This window comes from Leucobacter triazinivorans, assembly GCF_004208635.1.
Lineage (GTDB): Bacteria > Actinomycetota > Actinomycetes > Actinomycetales > Microbacteriaceae > Leucobacter > Leucobacter triazinivorans.
On sequence record NZ_CP035806.1, the window covers coordinates 878772 to 901940 of the forward strand.

Here is a 23169-nt window from a genome sequence, read left to right on the forward strand (position 1 = left end):
GTTACTTACCTGCCTTTCCTGCCTTGCGACGGACGTTCTCGCCCGCGTAGCGAATGCCCTTGCCCTTGTAGGGCTCCGGCTTCTTCAGCTTGCGGATGTTCGCAGCGGCCTCGCCGACCGCCTGCTTCGAGATCCCGCTCACGGTGATCTTGGTGTTGCCCTCGACCGCGAGGGTGATGCCCTCGGGAGCCTCGACGCTGACCGGGTGCGAGAAGCCCAGCGCGAGCTCGAGGCCCGCGCCCTTCTGCTGCACGCGGTAACCCGTGCCGACGACCTCGAGCTGCTTCGAGTAGCCCTCGGTGACACCGATGATGTTGTTGTTGATGAGCGTGCGGGTGAGACCGTGCAGCGCTCGGGAGTCGCGCTCGTCATCGGGACGGGTGACGAGCACCTGTCCGTCCTCGAGGGCGACGCGGATGGGCTCGGCGACGACGAGCTCCAGCTCGCCCTTCGAACCCTTGACCGTGACCTTCTGGCCATCGATCTTGACGTCTACACCACCGGGAACGGTGATGGGAAGCTTACCAATACGTGACATGACGGCTTACCACACGTAGGCGAGGACTTCCCCGCCGACGCCCTTCTGCTCGGCCTCGCGGTCGGTGAGGAGCCCCGAGGAGGTGGACAGGATCGCGATGCCGAGGCCGCCGAGCACGCTCGGGATCTCGGTGGAGCGCGCGTAGACCCGAAGGCCGGGCTTGGACACGCGCTTGATGCCCTCGATGGAGCGCTCGCGGTTGGGGCCGTACTTCAGCGACATGGTGAGGGTCGTGCCGACGCGAGCGGCCTCGACCTTCCAGTCCTTGATGTAGCCCTCGCGCTTGAGGATCTCAGCGATCCGCTCCTTCAGCTTCGAGCCGGGAAGCGAAACGTCGTCATGATGCGCAGAGTTTGCATTGCGCAGCCGGGTCAGCATATCTGCGACCGGATCAGTCATCGTCATGAGTGACTCTTCTTTCTCGCCTGGTATCACACCCCGTTACACGGAGTGCGACCTGGGTGACACACGGATCGGGTGCCCGGGAAACTCCCGGGCACCCGCACCGCTTGGACTATTCAGTTATTCCGACTTGAAGGGGAAGCCGAGCGCGCGGAGCAGCGCACGACCCTCGTCGTCGGTCTTCGCGGTGGTCACGACGGTGATGTCGAAACCACGCACCCGATCAATCTTATCCTGATCGATCTCGTGGAACACACTCTGCTCGGTCAAGCCGAAGGTGTAGTTGCCGTTTCCGTCGAACTGCTTCGCCGAGAGTCCGCGGAAATCGCGGATACGGGGCAGCGCGAGGTTGATGAGACGGTCGAGGAACTCCCAGGCGCGGTCACCGCGCAGCGTGACGTGCGCCCCGATGGCCTGCCCCTCGCGCAGCTTGAACTGCGCGATGGACTTGCGGGCCTTCGTGACCATCGGCTTCTGGCCGGTGATCTTGATGAGATCCGCGATCGCGCCCTCGATCACCTTGCTGTCGCGAGCGGCGTCGCCCACACCGGTGTTCACGACGACCTTGACGACGCCGGGAACCTCCATGATGTTGGCGTAGCTGAACTCCTCGCGCAGCTGCGGAACGATGTCGTTCCGGTACTTCTGCTTGAGACGGGGCTGAACCTTCGTGTCGGTCATGAGAGATCCTTCCCAGACTTCTTGGCGTAGCGCACGCGAACGGTCTTCTTCTTGCCGTCCTTCTCGACCTCCTCGACGCGGAAGCCGACGCGGGTCGGCTTCTTGGTCTCGGGGTCGACGATGGCGACGTTCGAGACGTGGATCGGGGCCTCGACGGTCTCGATCCCGCCCTCGCGGGTGCCGCGCTCCGACTGGCCGACGCGCACGTGCTTGGTGACGAAGTTCACGCCCTCCACCACGATGCGATCGGTCTCGGACAGCACGTCGATGACGCGTCCCTGCTTGCCCTTGTAGCCGCCGCGCTCCTGCGACGGGCCCGAGATGACCTCGACGAGGTCACCCTTCTTGATCTTTGCGCCCATAGGACTAGATCACCTCCGGTGCGAGCGAGACGATCTTCATGAACCGCTTGTCGCGCAGCTCACGGCCGACCGGCCCGAAGATACGGGTGCCGCGGGGCTCCCCGTCGGACTTGAGGATGACGGCTGCGTTCTCGTCGAAGCTGATGTACGAACCATCGGCACGACGAGTCGACTTGCGCGTGCGAACGACGACGGCCTTGACGACGTCGCCCTTCTTCACGTTGCCGCCGGGGATCGCGTCCTTGACGGTCGCGACGATCGTGTCGCCGAGACCTGCGTAGCGACGCTTCGAGCCCCCGAGCACACGGATCGTGAGCAACTCCTTGGCGCCGGAGTTATCGGCAACCTTGAGTCGGGATTCCTGCTGAATCACTTGTTACTCCTTCACTCAGTAAGCGCGGGGCTTACTTCGCCTTCTCGAGGATCTCGACCAGACGCCAGCGCTTGCTGGCGCTCAGCGGGCGGGTCTCATGGATGAGCACGAGATCGCCGATGCCGGCGGTGTTCTGCTCGTCGTGGGCCTTCACCTTCGACGAACGGCGCATGACCTTGCCGTAGAGCGGGTGCTTCACGCGATCCTCGACCTCGACGACGATGGTCTTGTCCATCTTGTCGCTGACGACGTAGCCGCGGCGAGCCTTACGGTAGCCGCGCTGTTCCTTCTGGACCTCAGCAGCCATATTCAGGCCTCCTTCGTCTCATCAGCGGCGGCGTCCGCCTGCTCGGTCTTCTTGCTGCTCTTCTTCGCCTTCGCGGGAGCAGGGGCGGCGGCCGGGGTGACCCGGATGCCGAGCTCACGCTCGCGCAGCACCGTGTAGATACGGGCGATATCCCGCTTCACCTGGCGCACGCGGCCGTGGCTCTCCAGCTGGCCGGTGGCCGACTGGAAGCGAAGGTTGAAGAGCTCGGCCTTGGCCTTCTTGAGCTCTTCGGCCAGACGCTCGTCCTCGAAGGAATCGAGCTCGGTGATGGCCAGTTCTTTGGTACCGATCGCCATTACGCGTCGCCCTCCTCGCGCTTGATAATGCGGGCCTTCAGGGGCAGCTTGTGGATGGCGCGGGTGAGCGCCTCACGAGCGAGCTCCTCGTTGACACCGGCGACCTCGAAGAGGACGCGGCCCGGCTTGACATTGGCCACCCACCACTCGGGCGAGCCCTTACCGGAGCCCATGCGGGTTTCCGCGGGCTTCTTGGTGAGGGGACGATCCGGGTAGATGTTGATCCACACCTTGCCGCCGCGCTTGATGTGACGGGTCATCGCGATACGAGCGGACTCGATCTGACGGTTGGTCACGTATGCGGGGGTGAGTGCCTGGATACCGAACTCTCCGAAGGCGACCTTGTTGCCGCCCTTCGACTGACCGCTGCGGCTGGGGTGGTGCTGCTTGCGGTACTTGACTCGACGGGGAATCAGCATGCTTACTTCTCCGCTCCTGCTGCAGCGGGTGCAGCCTCTGCCTGAGCGCCACGGGGCGCACGGCGACGATCGCCGCGGTCGCGCGACGGCTTCTGAGCCGCCTGCTCGCGAGCGAGTTCCTTGTTGGTGAGATCGCCCTTGTAGATCCACACCTTCACGCCGATGCGGCCGAAGGTGGTCTTCGCCTCGTAGAAGCCGTAGTCGATGTTCGCGCGAAGCGTGTGCAGCGGCACACGACCCTCGCGGTAGAACTCCGACCGGCTCATCTCGGCGCCGCCGAGACGGCCGGAGACCTGGATACGGATGCCCTTGGCTCCGGCGCGCTGCGCGCCCTGCAGGCCCTTGCGCATGGCGCGGCGGAATGCCACGCGAGCGGCGAGCTGCTCGGCGATGCCCTGCGCGACGAGCTGGGCGTCGGCCTCGGGGTTCTTCACCTCGAGGATGTTGAGCTGGATCTGCTTGCCGGTCAGCTTCTCGAGGTCGGCGCGGATGCGCTCGGCCTCGGCGCCACGACGGCCGATGACGATGCCGGGACGCGCCGAGTGGATGTCCACGCGAACGCGATCACGGGTGCGCTCGATCTCGACGCGCGAGACGCCCGCGCGATCGAGCTGCTTCGTCAGGTGCTGGCGGATCTTGATGTCCTCGGCAAGGTAGTCGGCGTAGCGCTGACCCTTCTTGGTCGAGTCCGAGAACCAGCGCGACACGTGGTCGGTGGTGATCCCGAGGCGGAAGCCGTAGGGATGAATCTTCTGGCCCATACCTTAGGCTCCCTTCTTGGCGGCGGCGAGCTCATCGGCCGTCTGCAGGACGACGGTGATGTGGCTGGTGCGCTTGTTGATACGGAATGCGCGGCCCTGTGCACGGGGGCGGAAGCGCTTGAGCGTCGCACCCTCGTCGACGAAGGCGCGAGCGATGACCAGCTCGTCCTCGTTGAGACGCAGATTCTCCTTGTCGGCCTTGACACGCGCGTTCGCGATGCCCGAGGCGACGAGCTTGAAAATCGGCTCCGACGCGGCCTGCGGGGCGAACTTCAGGATGGCCAGGGCCTCCTGGGCGTTCTTACCGCGGATCAGGTCAACGACGCGGCGGGCCTTCTGGGGGGTGATGCGGATATGACGCACGCGTGCGATCGACTCCACCATTTCTCTTCCTCCTTCACGTCCCCGCTTAGCGGCGACGGCCCTTCTTGTCGTCCTTCACGTGACCACGGAAGGTGCGCGTGGGCGCGAACTCGCCCAGCTTGTGACCGACCATGGTCTCGGTGACGAACACCGGGATGTGCTTGCGACCATCGTGCACCGCGATCGTGTGGCCGAGCATGGCCGGGATGATCATCGAGCGGCGCGACCAGGTCTTGATCACGTTCTTGGTGCCGGCTTCGTTCTGGGCAACCACCTTGTTCAGCAGGTGGTTGTCGACGAAGGGGCCCTTCTTGAGACTACGAGGCATCTTCTACTCTCTCCTACCTGCCGATTAACGCTTCTTGCCGGTGGTGCGGCGACGCACGATGAGCTTGTCGCTTTCCTTGTTCGGATGACGCGTGCGGCCTTCCTTCTGGCCCCAGGGGCTGACCGGATGACGACCGCCCGAGGTGCGACCCTCGCCACCGCCGTGCGGGTGATCCACGGGGTTCATGACGACACCGCGCACGGTCGGGCGCACGCCCTTCCAGCGCATACGTCCGGCCTTGCCCCAGTTGATGTTCGACTGCTCGGCGTTGCCCACCTCGCCGACGGTCGCGCGGCAGCGCGCGTCGACGTTGCGGATCTCACCCGAGGGCAGGCGCAGCTGGGCGTAGGGGCCGTCCTTCGCCACGAGACGCACCGACGCCCCGGCGGAACGAGCGAGCTTCGCTCCCCCGCCCGGCTTCAGCTCGATCGCGTGGATCACGGTACCGGTGGGGATGTTCTTCAGCGGCAGGTTGTTGCCGGGCTTGATGTCGGCGCCGGCACCCGACTCGACGATGTCGCCCTGCTTCAACTTGTTCGGCGCGATGATGTAGCGCTTCGCGCCGTCCTCGAAGTGCAGCAGCGCGATGCGCGCCGTGCGGTTCGGGTCGTACTCGATGTGCGCGACCTTGGCGTTCACGCCGTCCTTGTCGTTGCGACGGAAGTCGATGACGCGGTACTGACGCTTGTGGCCACCGCCGATGTGGCGAGTGGTGATGCGGCCCTGGTTGTTGCGGCCACCCGTCTTGGGGAGCGGGCGGAGCAGCGACTTCTCGGGCGTGGAGCGCGTGATCTCTGCGAAATCAGCGACGCTCGACCCGCGACGACCCGGGGTCGTCGGCTTGTACTTGCGAATAGCCATGTTGTGTTCCTCTTCGCCCCTTCTACAGCGCAGCCGTGAAGATGTCGATGGAGCCCGACTTCAGCGTGACGATGGCGCGCTTGATGTCCTTGCGCTTGCCCATGCCAAACTTCGTGCGGCGGGTCTTGCCCTTGCGGTTCAGCGTGTTGATCTTGGCGACCTTCACGTTGAACACCTGCTCGATCGCGAGCTTGATCTCGGTCTTCGAAGCGGTCGGCTGCACCTCGAAGGTGTACTGGCCGTTCGCATCGATGAGCCCGTAGCTCTTCTCGGAGACGACGGGACGGATGATGACGTCGTGTGCGGACTTCGGCAGGCTCACTTCGTGTCCTCCTGAGCGGTGTTGGCCTCACCCGTGCGGCCGCCGACGAATGCGTCGAAGGCTGCCTTGGTGAAGACGAGATCGTCGCTGACGACCACGTCGTAGGCGTTGAGCTGATCCTGGAACAGCACGTGCACGTGCTGCAGGTTGCGCACGCTGAGCGTGGTGAGCTCGTCCTCGCGGTCGACGACCACGAGCACGCGGCGACCCGGTGCGACCGAGGCGAGGAACTCGCGTGCGGTCTTGGTGCTGGGCTTGTCACCGATGCCGAACGACTCGACGATGTGCAGACGATTCGCGCGGGCGCGATCCGAGAGCAGGCCGCGGAGAGCCGCAGCGATCATCTTCTTCGGGGTGCGCTGAGCGTAGTCGCGCGGCACAGGGCCGTGCACGACGCCGCCGCCGCGGTGCTCAGGAGCACGCACAGAACCCTGACGGGAGCGGCCGGTGCCCTTCTGCTTGAACGGCTTGACACCCGAACCGGAGACCTCGCCGCGGTTCTTGGTCTTGTGCGTTCCCTGACGCGCAGCTGCGAGCTGAGCGGTGACCACCTGGTGGATCAGCGGGACGTTGGTCTCGACGGCGAAGATCGACTCGGGAAGGTCGACCGACCCGGCCTTCTTGCCCTTGGCGTCGAGCACCTCGAGCTTGGTAGCGGTAGCCATGAACTACGCCCCCTTCACTGCGTTGCGAACGAAAACGAGACGACCGCGCGCACCGGGAACCGCACCCTTGACCAGGATGAGGCCCTTCTCGGCGTCGATCGCCTGCACGGTGAGGTTCTGCACGGTGACGCGCTCGCCACCCATGCGGCCCGCCATGCGCTGCCCCTTGAACACGCGACCGGGGGTCGCGGCGCCGCCGATCGAACCCGGCTTGCGGTGGTTGCGGTGAGCGCCGTGCGACGCGGACACGCCCTTGAAGTTGTGGCGCTTCATGGTGCCGGCGAAGCCCTTGCCCTTCGAGGTGCCGACGACGTCGATCTTCTGACCGGCCTCGAAGGTGCCGTCGACGGTGAGCTCCTGGCCCAGCGCGTACTCGGCGGCGTCCGACGTGCGCACCTCGGTGAGGTGACGGCGCGGCGTGACTCCGGCCTTCTCGAAGTGACCCGCGGTCGGCTTGTTGACCTTGCGGGGGTCGATCTGGCCCGCGGCGATCTGCACGGCGCTGTAGCCGTCGACCTCGGGGGTGCGGATCTGGGTGACCACGTTGGGAGCCACCTCGATGACCGTCACGGGAACGACCTTGCCGTTCTCGTCCCACACCTGCGTCATGCCGAGCTTGGTGCCCAGAAGACCCTTCACGTTGCGTACTGCAGACATTTGCGGATCCCCCCTTAGAGCTTGATCTCGATGTTGACGTCGGCAGGCAGATCGAGACGCATGAGCGAATCGACGGCCTTCGGGGTGGGATCGACGATGTCGATCAGGCGCTTGTGCGTGCGCTTCTCGAAGTGCTCGCGGCTGTCCTTGTACTTGTGGGGCGAACGGATCACTGCGATCACGTTCTTCTCCGTGGGGAGCGGCACGGGGCCGATCACCGTGGCGCCCGCGCGGGTCACCGTGTCGACGATCTTGCGTGCGGAGCTGTCGATGACCTCGTGGTCATACGACTTCAGTCGGATGCGGATCTTCTGTCCCGCCATGTGACTCTCTACTTTCTACTTGCGTCGTACCGCGAGCTCGTGGCCCGCGGCATTGGACGTCTTGCGTATCAGCGCCCTGGCAGTGAGATGCCGGAAGGGCATCACGTGCTGGGTCTCTGTTCACCTGTCAAACGCGCATTCGCGCGGCCCCGCACACACGAAGACGGCCGGACTCGCGTCTGGCCGCCGACTGGCGTGCAGGTATTGTTCGCTACCCGCGGCCTAGCCCGAACCCCGGGTGGCCCGGGGCGGCTATGCACTGCCTGGCAGTGACCGCGCCGAAGCGCGGAGTACTGAACCTGTATATTCTCGCACGCCCACCCGCTTCGATGCAACCCGGGCGTGTCGCGGTTCGCATTCGTTCGTTTGCTCAGGCGCGGGTCGGCAGGATGCGCGGGAGGAGCAGATACAGTCCGAGGACGGCGATGCCGCCCGCGAGGAGGGCGAGCGTGCCGAGCAGACCGGTGAAGAGCGAAGCGAGCCCGAGCACCGAGGCGAGCAGCGTAGCGCACGCCGCCATCCCCGAAGCCTGCACGTGCGAGTACCCCATCTGCTGGATCCGCTGGTACGTGTGCTCCTTATGCGGTTCGTCCCAGCGCCGGCCTGCCCGCACGCGCTTCACCAGGGTCACGCCGACGTCGCCGAACGGGATCACCATGGGTCCGATCGCCGCGAGCAACGGCACGCCGTCCGCGAACGCCGCGAAACTGATGATGGCGGTCGCGCCCCCGAGCAGGTAGCTCCCCACGTCTCCGAGGAATGCTCCCGGCCGGCTGAGGTTCCAAGGCAAGAAGCCGGCGAAGCCGGCCGCGAGCACGACGCCCGCCACGAACAGCCAACTGGCTCCGAACAGCCAGCCCGCCGCGGCGAAGGTCCCCCCGGCGATCACGCCGTGCAGGCCGCTGATGCCGTTGAGACCGTCCATGAAGTTGGCGACGTTGATGTAGCTCGAGATGAAGAGGATGCCGTACAGGGCGAGCAGGATCAGCGCCCACCAGGGGGCACCCGTCACATCGATGCCGAGTTGCCACGCGAGCCCCGCGCCGCCGGAGCCGCTCCGGGCGATCCACAGCAGCGCGATCGACGACAGGGCGGCGATCCCCAGCAGGATCCCGCTGCGCACCGGCACGCTGAGGCCTTTCAGATCCTCGCGCAGACCCAGCAGCCCCGCGGCGAGGGATCCCGCCCCGATCGTGAGCAAGAAGGGCCAGCCCGGCTGCGCGGGGCTGCTCACGATTGTCAGCACGGTCGCGAGGCCTCCCCCGCACGCCATCGCGATCAGCACGGCGAGACCGAGGCCCCGCAGCACCGGCTGGGCGTGCGAGGAGCGCTCGTTCGGTACGTCCATGATGCCCAGACGGGTGAGGAGCGGCTTGACCGCGAACGGCAGCGCGAGGCTGAGGCTGAGCGTGAGCGCGCCCCCGACGAACCCGAGCGCCCAGGGGCTCACTGGACCCGCTCCTCGGCGGCTTCCGTCAGATCCATCCGGGCGACCCACCCCTCGTGATCCAGCACCTCCGGCGAGATCGTGTCGACGTGCGCGTGCGAGATCTTCGGGTGGAACGGACGCTCGTCGCCCTCGCCCTCGCCCACCAGCTCCTCGTGCAGCTTCTCACCGTGCCGCAACCCCGTGAACACGATCTCCACGTCCTTGCCCGACTGCGCGATCATGCGCTTCGCGACATCGAGGATCAGCACCGGCTCCCCCATGTCGAGGATCAGCACCTCGCCGCGGCGGCCGATCCCGCCGGCCTGCACGACGAGCTGGCAGGCCTCGGGAATCGTCATGAAGTAGCGCGTCACGTCCGGGTGGGTGACGGTGATCGGCCCGCCGGCGTCGATGAGCTTGCGGAAGGTCGGCAGCATCGAACCGCGGCTGCCGATGACGTTGCCGAAGCGCACCGACAGGTACCGCTGCCCGGTGCGCTCCGCCATCCAAGCGGTGAGCTTCTCCGCCACACGCTTGGAATGACCCAGCACGCTCGTAGGGTTCGCCGCCTTATCCGTCGAGATGTTCACGAACGTTCCGACCTCTGCCGCCTCAGCGGCGCGCAGCACGTTGAGGGTGCCGAGCACATTGGTCTTCCAGGCCTCATCGGGGTACTGCTCGAGCATGGGCAGATGCTTCAGCGCCGCAGCGTGGAACACCACCTCGGGCCGGCGCTCGGTGAAGATCCGCGTCACGGTCGCCTCGTCGCGGATGTCCGCGAGCACCACGTCATTCGTATCGAGCAGGCCGTGCCCGCTGATGGAGAGCTGGCTCTCCTGCAGCGCGGTCTCATCGCGATCCAGCATGATGAGCTCGCGCGGGGCGAATCTCGCCAGTTGCCGGCACAGCTCGGAACCGATCGACCCGCCGGCGCCCGTGACGAGGACGCGCTTGTCCTGCAGGTACTCCGCGATCGATTCGGTCTCGAGCCGCACCGGATGCCGCCCGATCAGATCCTCGATCGAGAGCTCGCGGACATTCGAGATGACCGAGGCGTTCTGCAGGATCTGCTCGAGCGGCGGCAGCACCATCGCGGTCATCCCCGCGTGATCGGCCGCGTCGTCGACCCTGCGCATGAGCGCCGTGTCGGCATCGCCGATGCACACGATCAGTCTGGTGGCCCGGGTATCGCGCGCGATCCTCGAGAGATCGTCGAGAGAGCCGAGCACGCGCACCCCGCGCACTTCCTGGTGCCGCTTCGCCGGATCGTCATCGACGAACCCCACCGGGAGCGCAGAACCCTTCGCATCGGTGAGCAGTCGTTTCGCGGTCTGCACGCCGAGGTACCCCGCGCCGTACAGGAGCGTGCGCTCAGCCTCGTCACCGGGTTTGAGCAGACGCTCGTTGTAGAGGCGGACGAGGTAGCGCGCAACGCCCATGAGGCTGAAGGTGATGGGAGCCGCGATGATGAGGGTGCTCCTGGGGATGCCGTTGCCGTATCCGACCAGGAACGCGAACACCCACGCCACCACCATCACCGCGGTGATGTCGAGCACGAGCGCCCGAACCTCGTCGAAGCTGCCGACCTCGTATCGGTTGCGGTACAGCCAGAACACCCAGCCGGCGATGAGCTGCAGCACGATCGTGACGCCGATCACCGCGAGGGTCCACCCGGGGTGGATGCGAGCGAGGTTGAAGTCGAACCGGAGTACCAGGGCGGCGAGAATGCCGATCGCCCATGCCGTGGCGTCGAGCAGAAACAGCAGACCGTACTGGCGCACGAAGTGCGCGATACGCGCTCCGGACGTCTGCGGCACTCGGCCTCCCTTGCTCACTGAACTCGGACTTGCGGCGACCCCGGCGGGATCCCCCTCCGAGAATACCGCTCCACGGGCACGGGATGCCCGCCCCGCGCCGTGCGCACCGCCTGCACGCCCGCGCCCGCACCCCGGACCCGCACCCCGACCCGCTCCCCGGACCCGCGCCCCGACCCGCGCCCCGACCCGCATCCCCGACCCGCCCCCCGACCCGTCGACGCGCGCCATAAGACGCGGCCTCGCGCAAGTTTTGACCGCAACTACTGACGCGCGTCGGAACGGCGCTCCGGGGTGTGCGAAGCGGTCGTGCGCAGAGCGGCGGTGCTGCGCGAGGCCGAGCGGAGCCGGGCGGTGCCGCGCGAGGCGGCCCGGAGCGGAGCGGTCGGCCGGAGACGCGAAGAACCCCCGGGATCGCTCCCGGGGGTTCTTCAGCGCGTCACTGCGGGCGATGCCGCGGGACTGCGTCGGAGACTTACTCGATGACCTTGGTCACGGTGCCGGCGCCGACGGTGCGGCCGCCCTCGCGGATCGCGAAGCCGAGGCCCTCCTCCATGGCGATCGGCTGGATCAGCTCGACCGTCATGTCGGTGGTGTCGCCGGGCATGACCATCGGCTTGTCCTCGGGCAGGGTGATGACACCGGTCACGTCAGTCGTACGGAAGTAGAACTGCGGACGGTAGTTCGTCTCGAACGGGTTGTGGCGGCCGCCCTCTTCCTTCTTCAGGATGTAGGCGGTGCCCTCGAACTTGGTGTGCGGGGTGATCGAACCGGGCTGAACCACGACCTGGCCGCGCTCCACGTCCTCGCGCTTGGTGCCGCGGAGGAGGAGGCCGCAGTTCTCGCCGGCCCAGGCCTCGTCGAGCTGCTTGTGGAACATCTCGATGCCGGTGACGGTGGTCTTCTGCGTCGGACGCAGGCCCACGATCTCGACCTCGGAGTTGATCTTCAGCGTGCCACGCTCGGCGCGACCGGTGACCACGGTGCCGCGGCCGGTGATGGTGAAGACATCCTCGACGGGCATGAGGAACGGCTTGTCCTTGTCACGCACGGGATCCGGGATCGAGGCGTCGACGGCCTCCATGAGCTCGAGAACGGCGTTGACCCACTTCTCGTTGCCCTGCAGCGCCTCGTAGCCCGAGACGCGCACCACGGGGACGTCATCGCCCGGGTAGCCGTGCTTGGAGAGCTCCTCGCGGACCTCCATCTCGACGAGCTCGAGGATCTCCTCGTCGTCGACCATGTCGCTCTTGTTGAGGGCGACGAGCAGGTAGGGCACGCCGACCTGCTTGGCGAGCAGGATGTGCTCCTTCGTCTGCGCCATCATGCCATCGGTGGCGGCGACCACGAGGATCGCGCCGTCCATCTGGGCGGCACCGGTGATCATGTTCTTGATGTAGTCGGCGTGACCGGGGGCATCAACGTGAGCGTAGTGACGCTTCGGGGTCTCGTACTCGACGTGCGAGATGTTGATGGTGATGCCGCGCTGGCGCTCCTCCGGAGCCGAGTCGATCGTGTCGAAGTCGCGCTGGACGTTGGTATCCGACGGGTACTTGTCGGCAAGCGTCTTCGAGATCGCCGCGGTAAGGGTGGTCTTACCGTGGTCGACGTGACCGATCGTTCCGATGTTCACGTGCGGCTTGGTCCGCTCGAACTTGGCCTTCGCCACTATGGTCCTCCTCAGGACGTCGAGTACCCTCCCCCTTCGACGGTTTCGAAGGGCACGAGTACGGGGTGTGTACTTATGTTACAAGCTCCGGTCGGTGATCGCGACCTGAGCCATGCGGTCGGCGGCGGAGCGCGCCCGCCGCCGACCTCCGGGCGGGATTACTCGCCCTTGGCCTTCTGCACGATCTCGTCGGCCACGGCCTTCGGGACCTCGGCATAGGAGTCGAAGGTCATCGAGAACACCGCGCGGCCGCTGGTCTTCGACCGCAGATCGCCGATGTATCCGAACATCTCCGAAAGCGGCACGAGTGCGCGCACGACCTTGACGCCGCTGGCGTCCTCCATCGACTGGATCTGGCCGCGACGCGAGTTCAGATCGCCGATGACGTCGCCCATGTACTCCTCGGGAGTACGCACCTCGACCGCCATGAGCGGCTCCAGGAGCACGGGCTGCGCCAGGCGCGCGGCCTCCTTGAAGGCCATCGAACCGGCGATCTTGAACGCCATCTCCGAGGAGTCGACGTCGTGGTACTGGCCGTCGAGCAGCGTCGCCTTGACGTTGACGACGGGGAACCCGGCGAGGATGCCGTACTGCATGGCGTCCTGGATACCCGCGTCGACCGAGGGGATGTACTCGCGCGGCACGCGACCGCCGGTCACCTTGTCCTCGAACTCGTACGTCTTGTCCGAGCCCTCTTCGGTCTCGAGCGGTGCGAGTGCGATCTGCACCTTCGCGAACTGACCGGAGCCACCGGTCTGCTTCTTGTGGGTGTAGTCGTACTTGTCGACCGCGCGACGGATGGTCTCGCGGTAGGCCACCTGGGGCTTGCCGACGTTGGCCTCGACCTTGAACTCCCGCTTCATGCGGTCGACGAGGATGTCGAGGTGCAGCTCGCCCATGCCGGCGATCACCGTCTGGCCCGTCTCGGCGTTGAGGCTCACGCGGAACGTGGGATCCTCTTCGGCGAGCTTCTGGATCGCGACACCGAGCTTCTCCTGGTCGCCCTTGGTCTTGGGCTCGATGGCCACCTCGATCACGGGCTCCGGGAAGGTCATCGACTCGAGCACGACCTGATTGGCCGAATCGCTGAGCGTATCGCCGGTCGTCGTGTCCTTCAGTCCGATCACCGCGTAGATGTTGCCCGCGGTGAGCTCGTCGACCGGGTTCTCCTTGTTGGCGTGCATCTGGAAGATCTTTCCGATGCGCTCCTTCTTGCCCTTGGTCGAGTTGACCACCTGGGCGCCCGACTCGACCCGGCCCGAGTAGACGCGCACGTAGGTCAGACGGCCGAAGAAGGGGTGCACCGCGATCTTGAACGCGAGCGCCGAGAACGGATCCTCGGACGTGGGCCGGCGCTCGATGACCACCGACTCGTCGCGCGGGTCGTGCGCCTCGATGGCCCCGACGTCGAGCGGGTTCGGCAGGAAGTCGACGACAGCGTCGAGCATGGGCTGGATGCCGCGGTTCTTGAACGCGGAGCCGCAGTAGACCGGGTAGATCTCGTTGTTCACGACCAGCTTGCGGATGCCCGTCTTGAGCTCGTCGATCGAGAGCTCCTCGCCGCCGAAGTACTTCTCGAGCAGCTCGTCATCGGTCTCGGCGACGGTCTCGACCAGCTTGGCGCGGTATTCCTCGGCCTTCGCCTGGAGATCGGCCGGGATTTCCTGGGTCTCGTAGGCGGCACCCAGGGTCACGTCGCCCTTCGAGTCGCCCTCCCACACGAACGCCTGCATCGACAGCAGGTCGACGACGCCGATGAAGTCGGACTCGGAGCCGATCGGCAGCTGCATCACGAGCGGCTTGGCGCCGAGACGGCTGACGATGGTGTCGACCGTGAAGTAGAAGTCGGCGCCCATCTTGTCCATCTTGTTGACGAAGCAGATGCGCGGCACGCCGTACTTGTCGGCCTGACGCCACACGGTCTCCGACTGGGGCTCCACGCCCTCCTTGCCGTCGAACACGGCGACCGCGCCGTCGAGCACGCGGAGCGAGCGCTCCACCTCGACGGTGAAGTCGACGTGGCCGGGCGTATCGATGATGTTGATCTGGTTCTTGTTCCAGAAGCAGGTCACCGCGGCGCTGGTGATGGTGATGCCGCGTTCCTTCTCCTGCTCCATCCAGTCGGTGGTCGAAGCGCCGTCGTGGGTCTCGCCCAGCTTGTGGTTGACACCCGTGTAGAACAGGATGCGCTCGGTGGTGGTGGTCTTGCCGGCATCGATGTGCGCCATGATGCCGATGTTGCGGACCTTGCTCAGGTCGGTGAGCACGTCTTGTGCCACAGGGGTCTCCTCCGTAGTGGGGGTGGAAGTGTCGGGTTGCGGGGCATCCCCCGCAGGTCGAGCGGGCGGCGGCGGATCGGCGCCCTCGGAGAGCGCGTCGATCCGCTCCGCCCGCTCGACGAGCGGCGGCTGCTACCAGCGGTAGTGAGCGAACGCGCGGTTCGACTCGGCCATCTTGTGCGTGTCCTCACGACGCTTCACGGCGGCGCCGAGGCCGTTGGATGCGTCGAGGATCTCGTTGGTGAGACGGTCGGTCATCGAGTTCTCGCGACGGGCCTTCGCGTAGCTGGTCAGCCAGCGCAGCGCGAGCGTGTTCGCGCGGTGCGGCTTGACCTCGACGGGCACCTGGTAGGTGCTGCCGCCGACGCGACGCGAACGGACCTCGAGGGTGGGGCGCACGTTGTCGAGCGCCTTCTTGAGCACCGTCACGGCATCCTGGCCGGACTTCTCGGCCACGTTCTCGAGCGCACCGTAGACGATGCGCTCGGCGAGACCCTTCTTGCCGTCGAGCAGGATCTTGTTGACCAGCTGGCTCACCACGGGAGAGCCGTAGACGGGATCGGCGACGACGGGGCGCTTCGGGGCAGGACCTTTACGGGGCATTACTTCACCTTCTTCGCACCGTAGCGGCTGCGAGCCTGCTGACGGTCCTTGACCGCCTGCGTGTCGAGCGCGCCGCGCACGATCTTGTAGCGGACACCGGGGAGGTCCTTGACACGACCACCGCGCACGAGCACCAGCGAGTGCTCCTGCAGGTTGTGGCCCTCGCCCGGGATGTAGGCGGTGACCTCGGTGCCGTTGCGGAGCTTCACACGAGCGACCTTCCGCATCGCCGAGTTCGGCTTCTTGGGCGTGGTGGTGTAGACACGGGTGCAGACCCCGGCCTGCTGCGGGTTCGCCTTCAGTGCGGGCGCCTTGGTCTTGGAGACCTTCGGCGACCGGCCCTTGCGAACCAGCTGCTGAATAGTAGGCACTGATTCTCCTCATTCGTCCTGCACGGTGACAGGAATGCTTTCATGGTCAAGCATGTGCGACCGCTTGCGCGGCCGCTGAGCTGCTGTCGCCCGCCCCGCGCGAACGAGGTGCGGAGGACCGAGTGCAGCTATGCCGTGGGGGTATCGCCCTGGGGGCGAGTGACCCTCGGCGGACTCCCCCGATCGGTGCCGTGCGGGCACGACTCAATCGCTGGAGCACACCAAGCAACAACTTTACGCGCTGACGTAACAATCTGCAAGGCTGCAGTGGTGCTCGCCGTCGGCTCCGCTGCCCCGCTCCGGGCGACGCCCCTCAGGCAGCTCCCACTCAGACGTCTCCTCCTCGAGCTTCGCCCGATGCTCAGCACCGGACTCCGGAGGAAGCGGCTGATCGTCCCCATGGACTCCCATTCCGCTTCGTCCACCGGGCCGTCCGCACTCCAGGCGCCCATGCCCAGCTCGTGCACCGTCTCCGCGCTCACGCCGCGGAGCCCCGCGACACGCCGCCCCGCGGACATCGGCTTCGAGTGCTCACCGGAGACCCTGACCTTCTCGAGCATCCGCAGCGCGTGGTCGTTTCGGGATGCGGTAGCTGCACAGGGTCTGTCGCAGAAATCGGGCGTGTGGATCCTGCGACTCGCAAGCTCGCGCAGGATGACGGGGAACACCCCCGCACAGGATAACCGGGAACCGCCTCGCGCAGGATGACCGGGAACACCCCCGCGCAGGATGACGGGGAACCGCCTCGCGCAGGATGACGGGGAACCGCCTCGCGCAGGATGACCAGGAACACCGCCGCGCAGGATGACCGGTGTGCCGGCGCGGTGGCGGCGCCGCACAGGCAGCGCTTCCTCCGCCTACTGCGGCGGTTCGAGATTGCGGCTGAGGTCGTCGAGCATCGCGCGGATCTGCGGCTCGACGAAGCGCTGGATCGCGGCCTGGATCCGGGGCCGGTGCGTCACGAGCGCGAAGCAGACCTCCCGCCCCGCTTCCTCCGCGCAGCGATCCGCCAGCTCGATCTCCCGCCGCAGCCGCTGCTTCTCCTCCGCACTGAGCGGCGGACGCGGGAGCGGGGGTTCGGGCCGGGTCTCCTCCGCCAGCCCCGCGAGCGTGAAGAGGAACGGCTGTTCACCGTCCGCAGGCTCGGGATCCGGATCCAGCCCCTCGTACTCGGGCGCCAGCCCGGCAGCGGGGTCGTATCCCCCGCTCTGCCACAGCTCGGCTCCCGTCAGCTCGGCGTGCAGCGCCGGCAGCTCCTGCTCGGTGAACTCATCGACGCGGCGATCGATGATCCGCTGCATGCGAGACACGAGCGCGTGGGTGACCTGGTGGGGAACGTCGTTGCTCACCCCCGCGGCAGCGAGGATCGGCGAGCCCGTGCACCTGCGGCAGAGCCTGGCACGCCCGCGATGCGTGCCGGGAGACCACCCCGGCACCCACCGCAACCACGCGTCGACTGCGGCGTCGACGCGCTTCTCGATCGCACCCGCCACGGTCAGCGACCTCCGCGGTCCGAGGTGCCGAGATCATCGGGGGAATCCGGATCGTCGGCACCCCCGGGTTCATCGGACCCGTCACTCCAGGGATCATCGCCCCTGATCGCCCAATCGGGGCCGGGCTCGTCGCGGCCCTCCCAGGGCCAACGCGGTGCGGGGCGATCGGTGTACACGCGACGCGCGAGCACCGCCCAGAACAGCAGCGACGCAACCGCGCAGATCGGCGCGAGCGCCGCTGCGAACGGGCTCGTCCAGGTCTCGTCGATCGAGAGCCCGGCGAGCACGCCCCCGAGACACCACAGGAGATAGGAGCCACCCGAGATGACCACGAGGAGCCCCCAGGCGGGGGAACGTCTGCCGCGCAGCAGCACGAGGGCCTGTTGCCAGAGCACCACGCCGAGCGCGGCGAGCACGGCGAGCAGCAGGAGCGGCGCGATCCACCTCGGCACGCCGGCGCTGGAGATCGGATCGCGCTGCAGCGCGAGCGCGAGCAGGCCCCAGGTCGCGACGAGCAGGGCGGCCGCCACGATGACGGCGGCCAGGAGCAGGCCCCCGACGTACCCGCGAGTCACCTCGCGACGGGAGCCGGAGTTCATGGCCTCTTCGCCTGCACCTCGGCGAGCGCCGCCTCGTACTCGGCGAGCGCCTCCGCATTGCGGCGCTTGATGCGTCGGCCACGGGCTCCGATCCAGGCGCCGAACCAGACCGTGGCTTCGCGCGCCACGATGCCGGCGCCGATCGCGGGAGCCGCGAGCCCGAAGGACTCCGCGAGAGAGAGCGGCGATCGCTCGAAGAGCGCCCGCACACCCTCAGCCGACGCCGCGTACCCGGCGGTCGCCGCGAGCCAGACGAGCACGCCGACCAGGAAGCCGCCGAGCACGTACGCCCACCAGCCGGCCCTCCCGACGATCAGCACGAGCACAATGAGGCCGAGGAGGAACGCGGCGACCGCTGCGATGTATCCCCAGGAGAGCACGTACTCGAGCAACCCGTCCATGAACTGGGACGGGGCGAGCACCGGGGCCAGCCACAGCGCGATGACGCCGGCGTAGATTCCGGCGAAGCCGAGCGTGCCGAGGAGAGCGATGAGCACGCCGGCACCGCGGTTCCCCTTGATCTCAGGGGGCATCGGCGTCTGCATGTACAGGGCCGCCATCGGGTGCTCGGAGCTGATCCGGATCTCGCCGTCCCGCACCGGCGACTCCGCTGCGGCAGCGCTCGGGAGCTCATCGAGCATAGGGGCACGAGCGGAGTCGCTCGCGGCGTCAGCGGACACGTCGACGTCGAGCTGGGTGTCGATCTCGGAGACGGCCCGGCGCCGCGCCAACTCCGCGTCGTCGGGCACGGCCGGAGACGACGTCGCGGTCGACGACGTCGGGGCGACCCGCGGCGCTTCTCCGGGCCTCGGAGTCTCTTCGGCGGCGGGTTCGGCGAGCTGCTGTTGCACGGGCTCGGCATCCACGGCGGCGCCCCTCGAGCGCTCGACGGCTTCGAGGATCTCGGTGCGGCTGGCCTCCGTCTCCTCGACGGGGGCGCCCGGATTGCCCGGGGTCTCCGGAGTCTCCGAGGCTCTCGACGCGGGGGTCTCGCGGTCCTCGCTCATGGCTTCACCTCTCGTAGCGACGCGGCGTGCTCCCTGCAGAGCACCATAGTTCATCGTCACACTACAAGCCGCGGCCCCGATTCCGCGCGTCCCGCGCGCGGCACGGCGCAAAAAAGGGCGCCCGTGCCGAAGCACGGGCGCCCGTTCTCTGCCTGCCTGGATCCTGCGTACTGCGACTCGCTTCGCTCGCGCAGCATGGCCGGCTTCGCCGCGCGCAGGATGATGCTGAGGCTATCGCCTCGGCATCAGCTGTAGTTGCCCGGGTTGAACTCGTCGGCAGTGAAGCTGTCGAAGTCGACGAACGAGAGATCGTTCTCGTCGAAGGTGCCCTCGGTCGCGAACAGGCGGTTCGGGTAGCGCTCCGCCTTCGCCTCCTCGGTCGCTTCGACGTCGACATCGCGGTAGGTACTCAGGCCCGTACCGGCCGGGATGAGCTTACCGATGATGACGTTCTCCTTGAGGCCGATGAGCGGATCCTTCGATCCCTCCATCGCCGCCTGGGTCAGCACGCGCGTGGTCTCCTGGAAGGATGCCGCCGACAGCCACGACTCGGTCGCGAGCGAGGCCTTGGTGATGCCCATGACCTCGGGACGCGCGGTCGCGGCACGCTTGCTCTCGAGCAGCGCTTCGCGGTTGATGCGCTGGTAGCGCGAGCGATCCACCAGCTCACCGGGCAGCAGCTCGGTCTCGCCGTGATCCACCACGGTCACCTTGCGCAGCATCTGGCGCACGATCACCTCGATGTGCTTGTCGTGGATCGGAACGCCCTGCGAACGGTAGACGCCCTGCACGCCCTCGACGAGGTACTTCTGCACCGCGCGCTCGCCCGGGATGTGCTTGCCGTTCTCGGTGGAACCGACCTGGAGGATGTCCTTCGGATCGAGCGTTCCCGCCAGGAACGGCTGGCCGAGCTCGACGTGGTCGCCGTCCTCCACCAGCAGCGTGGCGCGCTTCAGCACCGGGTAGGCCTTCTCCTCGGTGCCGTCGTCAGGCGTGAGCAGGATGCGGCGGCTCTTCTCCGTGTCCTCGATCGTGATGCGACCGGCGGCCTCGGCGATGGGCGACGCACCCTTGGGCGTACGCGCCTCGAAGAGCTCCTGCACGCGAGGCAGACCCTGCGTGATGTCATCGGCCGAAGCCGATCCGCCGGTGTGGAAGGTGCGCATCGTGAGCTGCGTGCCCGGCTCGCCGATCGACTGCGCGGCGATGATGCCCACGGCTTCGCCGATGTCGACGCGCTGGCCCGTGGCGAGCGAACGGCCGTAGCAGGTGGCGCAGACGCCGACCGCCGACTCGCAGGTGAGCACGGAGCGCACCTTGATCTCGGTGACCCCGGCCGCCACGAGACGGTCGATGAGCACGTCACCCACGTCTTCCCCCGCGGCGGCGACGACCGCGCCGTCGGGCGAGGTGGCCTCGGCGGCGAGCGTACGCGCGTAGACCGAGTTCTCGACGTTCTCGTCGCGCACCAGCACACCGTTGACGTCGGCCTCGGCGATCACCAGATCGAGACCGCGGCGGGTGCCGCAGTCATCCTCGCGGATGATCACGTCCTGCGAGACGTCGACAAGACGACGCGTCAGGTAGCCCGAGTCCGCCGTGCGCAGCGCGGTGTCGGCGAGCCCCTTGCGCGCACCGTGGGTGGCGATGAAGTACTCGGCCACCGACAGGCCCTCGCGGTACGAGTTGATGATCGGACGCGGGATGATCTCGCCCTTCGGGTTCGACACGAGGCCGCGCATGCCGGCGATGTTGCGGATCTGCAGCCAGTTGCCTCGAGCGCCCGACGACACCATGCGGAAGATGGTGTTGTCGGCCGGGAACGACTCGCGCATGGCGGTCGCGACCTCGTCGGTGGCCTCCGTCCAGATCTCGGTGAGCGCCTTGTGACGGTCCACGTCGCTGATCATGCCGCGGTCGTAGTCGCGCTGCACCTTGGCCGCGCGCTTCTCGTGCTCGGCGATGATCTCGCCCTTGCTGGCGGGGGTCACCACGTCCGAGAGCGCAACCGTCACCCCCGAGCGCGAGGCCCAGTAGAAGCCGGCGTCCTTGATGCGGTCGAGCGTCGCCGCGACCTCGGTCTTCGGGTAGCGCTCGGCCAGGTCGTTGACCAGCCCGGAGAGGCTGCCCTTGTCGGCCACGCGCTCGAAGTACGAGTAGTCGGCCGGCAGCGCCTCGTTGAAGATGGCGCGACCGAGCGAGGTCTCCACGAGCACGGGCTTCTCGTGCGTGACGCCGTCTGCGCCGGTGTACCCGGTCAGACGGATCTTCACCTGAGCGCCCAGATCGAGCGACCCCTCGTCCATCGCCAGGATCGCCTCGGCCACCGAGCCGAACGCGCGGCCGGTTCCGGTGGCGTCGGGCTTGATGGTGGTGAGGTGGTGCAGACCGATGATCATGTCCTGCGAGGGCAGGGTCACCGGGCGGCCGTCCGACGGCTTCAGGATGTTGTTCGAGGCGAGCATGAGCACACGGGCCTCGGCCTGGGCCTCGACCGAGAGCGGCAGGTGCACAGCCATCTGGTCGCCGTCGAAGTCGGCGTTGAAGGCCGCGCAGACGAGCGGGTGCAGCTGGATCGCCTTGCCCTCGACGAGCTGCGGCTCGAACGCCTGGATGCCGAGACGGTGCAGGGTCGGTGCTCGGTTCAGCAGCACGGGGCGCTCGCGGATGATCTCCTCGAGCACGTCCCACACCTCGGAGCGGGCGCGCTCGACCATGCGCTTCGCCGCCTTCACGTTCTGCGCGTGCGACAGATCCATGAGTCGCTTGATCACGAACGGCTTGAACAGCTCGAGCGCCATCTGCTTGGGCAGACCGCACTGGTGCAGCTTGAGCTGCGGGCCGACGACGATGACCGAGCGGCCCGAGTAGTCGACGCGCTTGCCGAGCAGGTTCTGACGGAATCGACCCTGCTTGCCCTTGAGCATGTCGCTGAGCGACTTGAGCGCGCGGTTACCGGTGCCGGTGACGGGACGCCCGCGGCGGCCGTTGTCGAACAGCGCGTCGACGGCCTCCTGCAGCATGCGCTTCTCGTTGTTCACGATAATCTCGGGCGCGCCGAGATCGAGCAGACGGCGCAAGCGGTTGTTGCGGTTGATCACCCGGCGGTAGAGGTCGTTGAGGTCGGAGGTCGCGAAGCGGCCACCGTCGAGCTGCACCATGGGACGCAGCTCCGGCGGGATCACCGGCACCACGTCGAGCACCATCGCGGCCGGGCTCGCACCCGTCTGCAGGAAGGAGTTGACCACCTTCAGGCGCTTGATCGCGCGGATCTTCTTCTGGCCCTTGCCCTCGGCGATCTGCAGGTGCAGCGTGTCGCTCTCGGCGGCCAGGTCGAAGTTCTCGAGGCGCTTCTTGATGGCCTCGGCGCCCATGTAGGCCTCGAAGTAGTCGCCGTAACGGTCCATGAGGTCGGCGAACACCGCGTCTTCGGGCCGGAGATCGCCCACCTTGAGCGTGCGGAAGTCCTCCCACACGCGCTGCAGACGAGCGATGTCGTCGTCGAAGCCCTTGCGGATCGCCGCCATCTCCTTCTCGGCCGAGGCCTCGGCTCGGCGGCGCTGGTCCGCCTTCGCACCCTCGGACTCGAGCGCGGCGAGGTCCGACTCGGCCTGCTGCTGACGCTGCGCGATCGAGATGTCGCGCTGATCCTCGAGCGCCTTCAGCTCAAGACGCAGCTCGGCCTCGAGTTCGGCCAGATCCTCGTGACGGCCCTCCTCATCGATGTCGATGATCATGTACGCCGCGAAGTAGATGACCTTCTCGAGGTCCTTCGGCGCCATGTCGAGCAGGTAGCCGAGGCGCGACGGCACACCCTTGAAGTACCAGATGTGCGTGACGGGGGCGGCCAGCTCGATGTGGCCCATGCGCTCGCGGCGCACGCTGGACTTGGTGACCTCCACGCCGCATCGCTCGCAGACGATGCCCTTGTAGCGCACGCGCTTGTACTTGCCGCACGCGCACTCCCAGTCGCGGCTGGGACCGAAGATCTGCTCGCCGAAGAGCCCGTCCTTCTCGGGCTTCAGCGTGCGGTAGTTGATGGTCTCCGGCTTCTTGACCTCGCCGAACGACCAGCTGCGGATGTCCTCGGCGGTCGCCAGACGGATCTGCAGCTCGTTGAAACTCGTACCCTCGAGCAATGTGTCTCCTTAGGTTCTACCCCGCGTCATCCTGCGCGACGTCGCAGGATCTCGTGATCCGGATGGATCCCGCGATTCGATTCGCGC

The 23169-nt window shown here is 67.1% G+C and carries 26 protein-coding genes; all 26 read right to left on the reverse strand.

Going from position 1 to position 23169, the window contains the following annotated elements; all coding sequences use genetic code 11:
* Position 1 precedes the first annotated feature (1 nt).
* The gene (gene rplF / locus EVS81_RS04050; protein WP_130109249.1) at positions 2-538 is read right to left on the reverse strand and encodes a 50S ribosomal protein L6; all 537 of its coding nucleotides are present in this window, start codon (positions 536-538) and stop codon (positions 2-4) included.
* A 6-nt stretch (positions 539-544) separates the two neighbouring features.
* Entirely contained in the window at positions 545-943 is a 399-nt protein-coding gene (gene rpsH, locus EVS81_RS04055) for a 30S ribosomal protein S8 (RefSeq protein ID WP_130109250.1), read from the reverse strand.
* A gap of 117 nt (positions 944-1060) precedes the next feature.
* Positions 1061-1621, reverse strand: coding sequence for a 50S ribosomal protein L5 (gene rplE, locus EVS81_RS04060; protein ID WP_130109251.1), 561 nt, complete (start codon positions 1619-1621; stop codon positions 1061-1063).
* The gene (gene rplX, locus EVS81_RS04065) at positions 1618-1983 is read right to left on the reverse strand and encodes a 50S ribosomal protein L24 (protein ID WP_130109252.1); all 366 of its coding nucleotides are present in this window, start codon (positions 1981-1983) and stop codon (positions 1618-1620) included. The genes rplE and rplX overlap by 4 nt, the downstream gene beginning before the upstream one ends.
* Before the next feature lie 4 nt (positions 1984-1987).
* A complete protein-coding gene (gene rplN / locus EVS81_RS04070) occupies positions 1988-2356 on the reverse strand; it encodes a 50S ribosomal protein L14 (RefSeq protein ID WP_130109253.1) in 369 nt (122 codons plus the stop codon).
* 31 nt (positions 2357-2387) lie between these two features.
* The gene (rpsQ, locus tag EVS81_RS04075; protein WP_130109254.1) at positions 2388-2663 is read right to left on the reverse strand and encodes a 30S ribosomal protein S17; all 276 of its coding nucleotides are present in this window, start codon (positions 2661-2663) and stop codon (positions 2388-2390) included.
* A gap of 2 nt (positions 2664-2665) precedes the next feature.
* On the reverse strand, positions 2666-2980 hold the full coding sequence (rpmC, locus tag EVS81_RS04080; RefSeq protein ID WP_130109255.1) for a 50S ribosomal protein L29: 315 nt from the start codon (positions 2978-2980) through the stop codon (positions 2666-2668).
* Entirely contained in the window at positions 2980-3399 is a 420-nt protein-coding gene (gene rplP, locus EVS81_RS04085; protein WP_130109256.1) for a 50S ribosomal protein L16, read from the reverse strand. The genes rpmC and rplP overlap by 1 nt, the downstream gene beginning before the upstream one ends.
* Before the next feature lie 2 nt (positions 3400-3401).
* Entirely contained in the window at positions 3402-4160 is a 759-nt protein-coding gene (gene rpsC / locus EVS81_RS04090) for a 30S ribosomal protein S3 (RefSeq protein WP_024356779.1), read from the reverse strand.
* Between the two features lie 3 nt (positions 4161-4163).
* Complete coding sequence (gene rplV, locus EVS81_RS04095) at positions 4164-4544, reverse strand: 50S ribosomal protein L22 (RefSeq protein ID WP_130109257.1); 381 nt, start codon at positions 4542-4544, stop codon at positions 4164-4166.
* 25 nt (positions 4545-4569) lie between these two features.
* Positions 4570-4851 carry a 30S ribosomal protein S19 gene (rpsS, locus tag EVS81_RS04100; protein WP_105804995.1) on the reverse strand — a complete coding sequence of 94 codons (282 nt, stop codon included), beginning with the start codon at positions 4849-4851 and terminating at the stop codon, positions 4570-4572.
* 24 nt (positions 4852-4875) lie between these two features.
* Entirely contained in the window at positions 4876-5712 is an 837-nt protein-coding gene (rplB, locus tag EVS81_RS04105) for a 50S ribosomal protein L2 (RefSeq protein WP_130109258.1), read from the reverse strand.
* A 22-nt stretch (positions 5713-5734) separates the two neighbouring features.
* Complete coding sequence (gene rplW, locus EVS81_RS04110) at positions 5735-6034, reverse strand: 50S ribosomal protein L23 (RefSeq protein ID WP_130109259.1); 300 nt, start codon at positions 6032-6034, stop codon at positions 5735-5737.
* Positions 6031-6699, reverse strand: coding sequence for a 50S ribosomal protein L4 (gene rplD / locus EVS81_RS04115; RefSeq protein WP_130109260.1), 669 nt, complete (start codon positions 6697-6699; stop codon positions 6031-6033). The genes rplW and rplD overlap by 4 nt, the downstream gene beginning before the upstream one ends.
* A 3-nt stretch (positions 6700-6702) precedes the next feature.
* Positions 6703-7356, reverse strand: coding sequence for a 50S ribosomal protein L3 (rplC, locus tag EVS81_RS04120; protein ID WP_130109261.1), 654 nt, complete (start codon positions 7354-7356; stop codon positions 6703-6705).
* A gap of 14 nt (positions 7357-7370) precedes the next feature.
* Positions 7371-7679 (reverse strand): 30S ribosomal protein S10, encoded by a 309-nt coding sequence (gene rpsJ, locus EVS81_RS04125; protein WP_010156393.1) that lies wholly within the window; start codon positions 7677-7679, stop codon positions 7371-7373.
* Positions 7680-8049: 370 nt separating this feature from the next.
* The gene (locus EVS81_RS04130; RefSeq protein ID WP_240739956.1) at positions 8050-9129 is read right to left on the reverse strand and encodes an MraY family glycosyltransferase; all 1080 of its coding nucleotides are present in this window, start codon (positions 9127-9129) and stop codon (positions 8050-8052) included.
* The gene (locus EVS81_RS04135) at positions 9126-10925 is read right to left on the reverse strand and encodes a polysaccharide biosynthesis protein (protein ID WP_130109262.1); all 1800 of its coding nucleotides are present in this window, start codon (positions 10923-10925) and stop codon (positions 9126-9128) included. The genes EVS81_RS04130 and EVS81_RS04135 overlap by 4 nt, the downstream gene beginning before the upstream one ends.
* A gap of 472 nt (positions 10926-11397) precedes the next feature.
* Positions 11398-12591: an elongation factor Tu gene (gene tuf, locus EVS81_RS04140; RefSeq protein ID WP_130109263.1), complete on the reverse strand. Its 1194-nt coding sequence runs from the start codon at positions 12589-12591 to the stop codon at positions 11398-11400.
* Positions 12592-12749: 158 nt separating this feature from the next.
* Complete coding sequence (gene fusA, locus EVS81_RS04145; protein WP_130109264.1) at positions 12750-14870, reverse strand: elongation factor G; 2121 nt, start codon at positions 14868-14870, stop codon at positions 12750-12752.
* Positions 14871-15002: 132 nt separating this feature from the next.
* Entirely contained in the window at positions 15003-15473 is a 471-nt protein-coding gene (gene rpsG, locus EVS81_RS04150) for a 30S ribosomal protein S7 (RefSeq protein WP_017885334.1), read from the reverse strand.
* Positions 15473-15844, reverse strand: coding sequence for a 30S ribosomal protein S12 (gene rpsL, locus EVS81_RS04155; RefSeq protein ID WP_025134286.1), 372 nt, complete (start codon positions 15842-15844; stop codon positions 15473-15475). Before rpsL ends, rpsG begins: the two co-directional genes overlap by 1 nt.
* An 857-nt stretch (positions 15845-16701) precedes the next feature.
* Positions 16702-17337, reverse strand: a complete 636-nt coding sequence (locus EVS81_RS04160) for a spermidine/putrescine ABC transporter substrate-binding protein (protein WP_130109265.1) — start codon at positions 17335-17337, stop codon at positions 16702-16704.
* A gap of 2 nt (positions 17338-17339) precedes the next feature.
* Positions 17340-17936, reverse strand: coding sequence for a hypothetical protein (locus EVS81_RS04165; protein WP_240739958.1), 597 nt, complete (start codon positions 17934-17936; stop codon positions 17340-17342).
* The gene (locus EVS81_RS04170) at positions 17933-18943 is read right to left on the reverse strand and encodes a hypothetical protein (RefSeq protein ID WP_130109266.1); all 1011 of its coding nucleotides are present in this window, start codon (positions 18941-18943) and stop codon (positions 17933-17935) included. Before EVS81_RS04170 ends, EVS81_RS04165 begins: the two co-directional genes overlap by 4 nt.
* A 245-nt stretch (positions 18944-19188) precedes the next feature.
* Complete coding sequence (locus tag EVS81_RS04175; protein ID WP_130109267.1) at positions 19189-23082, reverse strand: DNA-directed RNA polymerase subunit beta'; 3894 nt, start codon at positions 23080-23082, stop codon at positions 19189-19191.
* Positions 23083-23169 lie beyond the last annotated feature (87 nt).